Origin of the sequence: Streptomyces sp. NPDC004284 (assembly GCF_042874035.1) — a bacterium.
In the GTDB taxonomy this organism is placed as follows: Bacteria; Actinomycetota; Actinomycetes; order Streptomycetales; family Streptomycetaceae; genus Streptomyces.
Window position 1 is genome coordinate 26,420 of sequence record NZ_JBIAMJ010000029.1, and the last position, 9,581, is coordinate 36,000.

Annotated in this window: 9 protein-coding genes; 7 read left to right on the plus strand and 2 right to left on the minus strand. The window is 69.5% G+C overall.

What is annotated here, in order from left to right; genetic code table 11:
• The first annotated feature begins 11 nt into the window (after positions 1-11).
• From rpsO to ACFYUS_RS38235, 5 genes are all read left to right on the plus strand, one after another.
• A complete protein-coding gene (rpsO, locus tag ACFYUS_RS38215; protein WP_015036567.1) occupies positions 12-302 on the plus strand; it encodes a 30S ribosomal protein S15 in 291 nt (96 codons plus the stop codon).
• A gap of 283 nt (positions 303-585) precedes the next feature.
• The gene (locus ACFYUS_RS38220; RefSeq protein ID WP_388862774.1) at positions 586-2,796 is read left to right on the plus strand and encodes a polyribonucleotide nucleotidyltransferase; all 2,211 of its coding nucleotides are present in this window, start codon (positions 586-588) and stop codon (positions 2,794-2,796) included.
• Positions 2,793-4,172, plus strand: a complete 1,380-nt coding sequence (locus ACFYUS_RS38225) for a M16 family metallopeptidase (RefSeq protein ID WP_388862776.1) — start codon at positions 2,793-2,795, stop codon at positions 4,170-4,172. Before ACFYUS_RS38220 ends, ACFYUS_RS38225 begins: the two co-directional genes overlap by 4 nt.
• 25 nt (positions 4,173-4,197) lie before the next feature.
• Positions 4,198-4,950, plus strand: a complete 753-nt coding sequence (gene dapB, locus ACFYUS_RS38230) for a 4-hydroxy-tetrahydrodipicolinate reductase (RefSeq protein ID WP_388862778.1) — start codon at positions 4,198-4,200, stop codon at positions 4,948-4,950.
• 5 nt (positions 4,951-4,955) lie between these two features.
• Positions 4,956-5,408, plus strand: a complete 453-nt coding sequence (locus tag ACFYUS_RS38235) for a hypothetical protein (RefSeq protein ID WP_388862780.1) — start codon at positions 4,956-4,958, stop codon at positions 5,406-5,408.
• Here the strand turns inward: ACFYUS_RS38235 and ACFYUS_RS38240 are convergent.
• A complete protein-coding gene (locus tag ACFYUS_RS38240) occupies positions 5,398-5,958 on the minus strand; it encodes a hypothetical protein (protein ID WP_388862782.1) in 561 nt (186 codons plus the stop codon). The two genes, ACFYUS_RS38235 and ACFYUS_RS38240, sit on opposite strands and share 11 nt — an antisense overlap.
• Before the next feature lie 54 nt (positions 5,959-6,012).
• Positions 6,013-6,252 (minus strand): hypothetical protein, encoded by a 240-nt coding sequence (locus tag ACFYUS_RS38245; RefSeq protein ID WP_388862784.1) that lies wholly within the window; start codon positions 6,250-6,252, stop codon positions 6,013-6,015.
• Between the two features lie 338 nt (positions 6,253-6,590).
• Here ACFYUS_RS38245 and dapA point away from each other — a divergent pair, with 338 nt between their 5' ends.
• Entirely contained in the window at positions 6,591-7,490 is a 900-nt protein-coding gene (gene dapA / locus ACFYUS_RS38250) for a 4-hydroxy-tetrahydrodipicolinate synthase (RefSeq protein ID WP_388862786.1), read from the plus strand.
• 100 nt (positions 7,491-7,590) lie between these two features.
• Positions 7,591-9,276, plus strand: a complete 1,686-nt coding sequence (locus ACFYUS_RS38255; RefSeq protein ID WP_388862788.1) for a ribonuclease J — start codon at positions 7,591-7,593, stop codon at positions 9,274-9,276.
• Positions 9,277-9,581 lie beyond the last annotated feature (305 nt).

A 9,581-nucleotide genomic window follows, 5' to 3' on the forward strand; every position in this document is an offset into this window, starting at 1 on the left:
AGGAGATCCGCGTGGCTCTCGACGCCGCTGTCAAGAAGCAGATCATGGCCGAGTTCGGCACCAAGGAGGGCGACACCGGCTCCCCCGAGGTCCAGGTCGCCATGCTGTCCCGTCGCATCTCGGACCTGACCGAGCACCTCAAGCAGCACAAGCACGACCACCACTCCCGTCGTGGCCTGCTGATCCTGGTCGGCCAGCGCCGCCGCCTGCTGCAGTACCTGGCCAAGAAGGACATCCAGCGCTTCCGTACGCTGGTCGACCGCCTCGGCATCCGCCGCGGTGCGGCCGGCGGCGCCAAGTAAGGACGCCGTGAAGGGAGCGGTTCCCACTTTCAGGGGGCCGCTCCCTTTGCTGTACGTGCACAAAGTGCGCACCGGCACTTAGTCTGGTCGCACAACCCCATACGACGAGCGCGAAGCCGCCGGCCAGCCGCCGGTCCTCGGTAGTGGCCCCCGGAACCGAATGCCCGGGTGCTTCGATCGAAGACCGGCCCGCACCCTAGGCGAGCTCTCCGCCCCCGTCGCACACCGTCCCCGGCCACACGGGCCGAAGGACGCAAAGACGAACACGTAGGAGAAACCCATAGTGGAGAACGAGACCCACTACGCCGAGGCCGTCATCGACAACGGCACCTTCGGCACCCGCACCATCCGCTTCGAGACCGGCCGTCTCGCCAAGCAGGCCGCCGGCTCCGCCGTCGCCTACCTGGACGACGACACGATGGTCCTTTCCGCGACCACCGCCTCGAAGCGCCCCAAGGACCAGCTCGACTTCTTCCCCCTGACGGTGGACGTCGAGGAGCGGCAGTACGCGGCCGGCAAGATCCCCGGCTCCTTCTTCCGCCGGGAGGGCCGCCCCTCCGAGGACGCGATCCTCACCTGCCGCCTGATCGACCGCCCGCTGCGCCCCTCCTTCAAGAAGGGCCTGCGCAACGAGATCCAGATCGTCGAGACGATCATGGCGCTCAACCCCGACCACCTGTACGACGTGGTCGCGATCAACGCCGCCTCCGCTTCGACGATCCTGGCGGGCCTGCCCTTCTCCGGCCCCATCGGTGCCACCCGCGTCGCCCTGATCAAGGGCCAGTGGGTCGCCTTCCCGACGCACACCGAGCTCGAGGACGCCGTCTTCGACATGGTCGTCGCGGGTCGCGTCCTGGAGGACGGCGACGTCGCGATCATGATGGTCGAGGCCGAGGCCACCGAGCGGACGATCGAGCTCGTCAAGGGCGGCGCCGAGGCGCCGACCGAGGAGGTCGTCGCCGCCGGTCTCGAGGCCGCGAAGCCCTTCATCAAGGTCCTCTGCAAGGCCCAGTCGGACCTCGCCGCCAAGGCCGCCAAGCCCACCGGCGAGTTCCCGGTCTACCTCGACTACCAGGACGACGTCCTGGAGGCGCTCACCGCCGCCGTCAAGGGTGAGCTCGCCAAGGCGCTCACCATCGCCGGCAAGCAGGAGCGCGAGGCCGAGCTCGACCGCATCAAGGAGATCGCCGCCGAGAAGCTCCTCCCGGCCTTCGAGGGCCGCGAGAAGGAGATCGGCGGTGCCTACCGCGCGCTGACCAAGAAGCTGGTCCGCGAGCGCGTCATCAAGGACAAGGTCCGCATCGACGGCCGTGGTCTCACGGACATCCGTACGCTCGCGGCCGAGGTCGAGGCCATCCCGCGCGTGCACGGCTCGGCGCTGTTCGAGCGTGGCGAGACCCAGATCCTGGGCGTCACCACCCTCAACATGCTCCGCATGGAGCAGCAGCTGGACACCCTCTCCCCGGTGACCCGCAAGCGCTACATGCACAACTACAACTTCCCGCCGTACTCCGTCGGTGAGACCGGCCGCGTGGGCTCGCCCAAGCGCCGCGAGATCGGCCACGGCGCGCTCGCCGAGCGCGCCATCGTGCCGGTGCTGCCGACGCGCGAGGAGTTCCCCTACGCGATCCGCCAGGTGTCCGAGGCCCTCGGCTCCAACGGTTCGACGTCGATGGGCTCGGTCTGCGCCTCCACCATGTCGCTGCTGAACGCCGGTGTGCCGCTCAAGGCCGCCGTCGCCGGTATCGCCATGGGTCTGATCTCCGAGGAGATCGACGGCCAGACGCACTACGTCGCCCTCACCGACATCCTCGGTGCGGAGGACGCCTTCGGCGACATGGACTTCAAGGTCGCCGGCACGAAGCAGTTCGTGACCGCGCTCCAGCTCGACACCAAGCTCGACGGCATCCCCGCCTCGGTCCTGGCCGCCGCGCTGAAGCAGGCCCGCGACGCGCGTCTGCACATCCTCGACGTGATGAACGAGGCGATCGACGTTCCGGACGAGATGTCCCCGAACGCGCCGCGCATCATCACCGTCAAGATCCCGGTGGACAAGATCGGTGAGGTCATCGGCCCCAAGGGCAAGATGATCAACCAGATCCAGGAGGACACCGGCGCCGAGATCACGATCGAGGACGACGGCACCATCTACATCGGTGCCCAGCAGGGCTCGCAGGCCGAGGCCGCCCGCGCCACGATCAACGGCATCGCCAACCCGACCATGCCGGAGGTCGGCGAGCGCTACCTGGGCACGGTCGTCAAGACCACCACCTTCGGTGCCTTCGTCTCCCTGCTCCCGGGCAAGGACGGCCTGCTGCACATCTCGCAGATCCGCAAGCTCGCCGGTGGCAAGCGCGTGGAGAACGTCGAGGACGTGCTCGCGATCGGCTCCAAGGTCCAGGTCGAGATCGCCGAGATCGACCAGCGCGGCAAGCTCTCCCTGATCCCCGTGATCGAGGGCGAGGAGAACGACAAGGACGCCTCCGACCAGTGACGTCCCGTAGTTCCCGCGCGACGGCCCGCCCCTCCTCGGAGGGGCGGGCCGTCGCCCGTACCCAAACGCTTCTCCCCGGCAAGGACGGCATCGGCACGGTCCGCCGCACGACCCTCCCCGGAGGCCTGCGGATCGTCACCGAGACCCTCCCCTCCGTGCGCTCCGCCACCTTCGGCATCTGGGCGCACGTCGGCTCCCGCGACGAGACCCCGGCGCTCAACGGCGCCACCCACTACCTGGAGCACCTCCTCTTCAAGGGCACCCGCAAGCGGTCCGCCCTCGACATCTCCGCCGCGCTCGACGCGGTCGGCGGCGAGATGAACGCCTTCACGGCGAAGGAGTACACCTGCTACTACGCCCGGGTCCTCGACACCGACCTGCCGCTGGCGATCGACGTCGTCTGCGACATGCTCACCGACTCGCTCATCCTCGAAGAGGACGTGGACGCCGAGCGCGGTGTCATCCTCGAAGAGATCGCGATGACCGAGGACGACCCCGGTGACGTCGTGCACGAACTGTTCGCGCAGACGATGTTCGGCGACACCCCGCTGGGCCGCCCGGTCCTCGGCACCGTCGACACCATCAACGCGCTCAGCCGCGGCCAGATCGCCCGCTTCTACAAGAAGCACTACGACCCGACCCACCTGGTCGTCGCCGCCGCGGGCAACGTCGACCACGCCACGGTGGTGCGCCAGGTCCGCCGCGCCTTCGAGAAGGCCGGCGCCCTGACCCGTACGGACGCCGTCCCCGTCGCCCCCCGCGAGGGCACCCGGACCCTCCGTACGGCGGGCCGCGTCGAGCTCCTGAACCGCAAGACCGAGCAGGCCCACGTGGTCCTCGGCATGCCGGGCCTGGCCCGCACCGACGAGCGCCGCTGGGCCCTCGGCGTGCTGAACACCGCCCTCGGCGGCGGCATGTCCTCCCGGCTCTTCCAGGAGGTCCGCGAGAAGCGCGGCCTGGCCTACAGCGTGTACTCGTACACCTCGGGCTTCGCCGACTGCGGCCTCTTCGGCGTGTACGCGGGCTGCCGGCCCAGCCAGGTGCACGACGTCCTGAAGATCTGCCGCGACGAGCTCGGCAAGGTCGCCTCCGACGGCCTCACGGACGAGGAGATCAACCGCGCCGTCGGCCAGCTCTCCGGCTCGACCGTGCTCGGCCTGGAGGACACCGGCGCGCTGATGAACCGCATCGGCAAGAGCGAGCTGTGCTGGGGCACCCAGATGTCGGTCGACGACATGCTGGCCCGGATCGCGGCGGTCACCCCGGACGAGGTCCGCGAGGTCGCCCGCGATGTACTGGAGCAGCGGCCCTCGCTGTCGGTGATCGGCCCGCTGAAGGACAAGCAGGCGGACCGCCTCCACCAAGCGGTCTCCTGACCCACAAGTCCCGTAAGGAAGAGCAATGAGCAAGCTGCGTGTGGCGGTCCTCGGAGCCAAGGGCCGCATCGGCTCCGAGGCCGTGAAGGCCGTCGAGGCCGCCGAGGACATGGAACTGGTCGCGGCCCTGGGCCGCGGCGACGGCCTGGAGGCGCTCACGGAGGCGGGCGCCCAGGTCGTCGTCGAGCTGACCACCCCGGACTCCGTGATGGAGAACCTCGACTTCTGCGTGCGCCACGGCATCCACGCGGTGGTCGGCACCACCGGCTGGACCGAGGACCGCCTCGCGCAGCTGAACACCTGGCTCGCCGCCTCCCCGGAGACCGGCGTCCTCATCGCGCCGAACTTCTCCATCGGCGCGGTCCTCACCATGAAGTTCGCGCAGATCGCCGCCCCGTACTTCGAGTCGGTCGAGGTCGTCGAACTCCACCACCCGAACAAGGTGGACGCCCCCTCCGGCACCGCCACCCGCACCGCCCAGCTGATCGCCGAGGCCCGGTCGAAGGCAGGCTGCGCCCCGCAGCCCGACGCCACGACCACCGCCCTCGACGGCGCGCGCGGGGCGAACGTGGACGGCGTCCCCGTTCACGCCGTACGCCTCCGGGGCCTGCTGGCCCACCAGGAGGTGCTGCTCGGCGGCGAGGGCGAGACCCTCACCGTCCGGCACGACTCCCTGCACCACTCCAGCTTCATGCCGGGCATCCTCCTGGGCGCCCGCCGTGTCGTCTCCGCCCCGGGCCTCACCTTCGGCCTGGAGCACTTCCTGGACCTGGGCTGACGGTCATGGGCGGAAAGATCACGTACGTCTTCCTGGCCACCGTGCTGGTGCTCGTCTTCGGCGTGGTGGGCATGGAGGGCGTCCTGCTCCTCCTCACGGGCGAGCCGGCCGCCATGGGCATGGGCGCCGTCGCGTTCCTGCTGCCCGTCGTCGGCGGCTGGTTCCTCTGGAAGAACACGAGCTTCGCGCGCCGGGCCAACCGCCTGGCCGCCGAGCTGGAGGCCGAGGGCGGCCTGCCCGTCGACGAGCTGCAGCGCACCCAGGGCGGCCGGATCGACCGGGACTCGGCCGACGAGGTCTTCGCCCGGCGCAAGGCCGAGGCGGAGGACTCACCCGAGGACTGGCGCTGCTGGTTCCGGCTCGCGGTGGCCTACCACGACGCCCGGGACACCCCCCGGGCCCGCAAGGCGATGCAGCGGGCCATCGCGCTCCACGAGGGGCGTCCGGTCAGCGCGTGACGGCCGGGGCCGTGCCGTACTCGGCGTTCCAGGCCTCGACCGTGTCGGCCGCCCGGTCGAAGGCCTCGATCCGGGAGAGGAAGTCGGCGTTGTGGGTGGTGAGCAGCAGCAGCTGCTCACCACCCTGCCGGTCGAGCACCAGGGCCTGGCCCTGGACCGTGCGGGGGAGACCCAGCCAGCGCACCGGCTGCTGGGCGGTCCGTACGGAGACCACCTTGGTCCAGGGGACGGTGACGGTCGAGAAGAAGCTCACGCGCCGCACACCGGCGCGGCTCACCCATGCGCCCATGCGCAGCATCCGCAGCGCGGCCACGATGACGAGCGCGGCGATGCCGAGCGTGACGCCCGCGCCGCCGAAGGCTCCGGCCGCCGCGATGATCACGGCGGCGAGCAGGACGAACGAGGCGAGCAGCAGCGCGAGCGCCGCCGTCCCCACCCGCCACGACCCCGGCCGGTACGGACGACGCCACTCATCGTGGTCGTCGAACGGCAGGGCGACATGGTCGGTCGTGTCAAAAGCACGGTCGGCCGTCAGGAAGGGCAGGGGCACGACAGGTCCTCACTCACAAGCACGCTCGAAGGGGCGGTGCCCGGTGAGGCTACCTCAGCGGTTGTCGGAGGCCTCGGACTGCTGGTGACGAGTGGCCGAGTCACCCGACTGGAGCGAGGGCATCCCGAAGACGAGGGACCCGGCGAGGCCGGCCACGACGGTCAGCCCGAGCAGGGTGCGGCCCACGATCTGCGAGGCGCTGAGGCGCTCCCGGGGCGGTGGAGTGACGTTACTGCGGAAGTGGTCGGCCTCCGCGACGAACGCGAACGGTACGGCCTCTTTCCGGCTGAACATCAGGGCCACTCTCCTTCTTCTCGTCGTACTGCGTCACAGGTACAGACGACGGAAACGACGTTTTGGTGCCCTTTTTCATCAAAGCGGCCGAATCTCATCCTCCGGTAGGACGCCTTCGCCGCGGGCGGCCACGGGGGCTGGACGACCATCCAGTCCCATGGGGTACGCATGTCCGAACACACCAGAGAAGTGTCCGTATTGCGACGTTTCGAGAAGTTCATCTAGGCTGATCAAACGGACCCGGCGCTGCCTGAACCCCCGAGCAGGCAGCGCCGGGCTCCCTTTCACCTGTCCCCCTCGGGGACACCCGGCGCTGAGCAGCGAGTAGCGTGTTACCCATGGCTCCGATCTCCACTCCGCAGACCCCCTTCGGGCGGGTCCTCACCGCCATGGTCACGCCCTTCACGGCGGACGGCGCACTCGACCTCGACGGTGCCCAGCGACTCGCCACCCACCTGGTGGACGCAGGCAACGACGGCCTCGTCATCAACGGCACCACCGGCGAGTCCCCGACCACCAGCGACGCGGAGAAATCGGAGCTCGTACGAGCGGTACTGGAGGCGGTCGGCGACCGCGCCCACGTCGTCGCCGGCATCGGCACCAACGACACCCACCACTCCATCGAACTCGCCCGCACCGCCGAGCGCGACGGCGCCCACGGCCTCCTCGCCGTCACGCCGTACTACAACAAGCCCCCGCAGGAGGGCCTGTACCGGCACTTCTCGGCCATCGCCGACGCCACCGGCCTCCCCGTGATGCTCTACGACATCCCCGGCCGCAGCGGCGTCCCGATCGACACCGAGACGATCGTCCGCCTCGCCGAGCACCCCCGCATCGTCGCCAACAAGGACGCCAAGGGCGACCTCGGCCGCGCCAGCTGGGCCATCGCCCGCTCCGGCCTCGCCTGGTACTCCGGCGACGACATGCTCAACCTGCCGCTGCTCTCCGTGGGCGCCTGCGGCTTCGTCTCGGTCGTCGGCCACGTCGTCACCCCCGACCTCCGCGCCCTCGTCGAGGCCCACCTCGCCGGGGACGTCCAGAAGGCCACCGAGATCCACCAGAAGCTGCTCCCGGTCTACACCGGCATGTTCCGCACCCAGGGCGTCATGACCACCAAGGCCGCCCTCGCCCTCCAGGGCCTCCCGGCCGGCCCGCTGCGCCTGCCGCTCGTCGAGCTCTCCCCGGAGGAGACGGCCCAGCTCAAGGTCGACCTGGCCGCCGGCGGGGTAGAACTCTGACAACAGACTTCACAACTGAACACTGACAACAGCAAGTGCACGATTGTCATGCGCGCCACGTGCCCGACCGGTACGTGGCGCGCATGGTGAGGAGAGTCTTTTGAGTCATCCGCATCCTGAACTCGGCGCCCCGCCGAAGCTGCCCAAGGGCGGCCTGCGCGTCATCCCGCTCGGCGGCCTCGGTGAGATCGGCCGCAACATGACGGTCTTCGAGTTCGACGGCCGTCTGCTGATCGTCGACTGCGGCGTCCTCTTCCCGGAGGAGGAGCAGCCCGGCATCGACCTGATCCTGCCGGACTTCACCATCATCCGGGACCGCCTCGACGACATCGAGGGCGTCGTGCTCACGCACGGCCACGAGGACCACATCGGCGCCGTCCCCTACCTGCTCCGGCTGAAGCCGGACATCCCGCTCATCGGTTCCAAGCTGACCCTCGCCCTGATCGAGGCGAAGCTCCAGGAGCACCGCATCCGCCCCTACACCCTCGAGGTGAAGGAGGGCGACCGCGAGCAGCTGGGCCCCTTCGACTGCGAGTTCGTCGCGGTCAACCACTCCATCCCGGACGCCCTGGCCGTCGCCATCCGCACCCCCGCGGGCATGGCCGTCGCCACCGGCGACTTCAAGATGGACCAGCTCCCGATGGACGGCCGCCTGACCGACCTCCACGCGTTCGCGCGGCTCAGCGAGGAGGGCATCGACCTCCTCCTGTCCGACTCGACGAACGCCGAGGTCCCGGGCTTCGTCCCGCCGGAGCGGGACATCTCGAACGTCCTGCGGAACGTCTTCGCGAACGCCCCGAAGCGCATCATCGTGGCCAGCTTCGCCAGCCACGTGCACCGCATCCAGCAGATCATCGACGCCGCCCACGAGTACGGCCGCCGGGTCGCCTTCGTCGGCCGCTCGATGGTCCGCAACATGGGCATCGCCCGAGACCTGGGCTACCTCCGGGTCCCGGCCGGCCTCGTCGTGGACGTGAAGACCCTCGACGACCTGCCGGACGACGAGGTCGTGCTGGTCTGCACGGGTTCCCAGGGCGAGCCCATGGCGGCCCTGTCCCGCATGGCCAACCGCGACCACCAGATCCGCATCGTCCCCGGCGACACGGTGATCCTCGCGTCCTCGCTCATCCCGGGCAACGAGAACGCGGTCTACCGCGTGATCAACGGCCTGACCCGCTGGGGCGCGAACGTGGTCCACAAGGGCAACGCCAAGGTCCACGTCTCGGGCCACGCCTCGGCCGGCGAGCTGCTGTACTTCTACAACATCTGCCGACCGAAGAACCTCATGCCGGTCCACGGCGAATGGCGCCACCTGCGCGCCAACGCCGAGCTCGGCGCGATGACGGGCATCCCCAAGGACCACATCGTCATCGCCGAGGACGGCGTCGTCGTCGACCTGGTCGACGGCCGCGCCCGCATCACCGGCAAGGTCCAGGCGGGCTACGTGTACGTGGACGGCCTCTCGGTCGGCGACGTCACGGAGACCTCCCTCAAGGACCGCCGCATCCTCGGCGAGGAGGGCATCATCTCGGTCTTCGTCGTCGTGGACTCCTCGACCGGCAAGATCACGGCCGGCCCGCACATCCACGCCCGCGGCTCCGGGATCGACGACTCCGCCTTCGACGCGGTGATCCCGAAGATCGACCAGGCCCTCAACAAGTCGGCCCAGGACGGCGTCGTCGAACCCCACCAGCTCCAGCAGCTGATCCGCCGCTCCGTCGGCAAGTGGGTCTCCGACACCTACCGCCGCCGCCCGATGATCCTCCCGGTCGTCATCGAGGTCTGACCCGTGCGGGTCTGACCAGCGCGTCACCGGAGCGGGGCCCCTCGATTTGCATCGGGGCGCCCCGCTCCAGTACGTTTACGGCTCCGCCAGATCGGGAAGCCCCCGGCGCCACCGTGCGCCAGGAGGACGAACCAGGAGGCGGGAAATCCGACTCAGAACTTCTGATAAAGTCGGAACACGCCGGAAGGCCTCGAAGAAATACAAATTCGAGACCGGAAAGCACCGAGGAAATCGGATCGGAAAGATCTGATAGAGTCGGAAACGAAGGAAGCGCCCGGAGGGCCCGGAAACGGGAACGAAGGAAG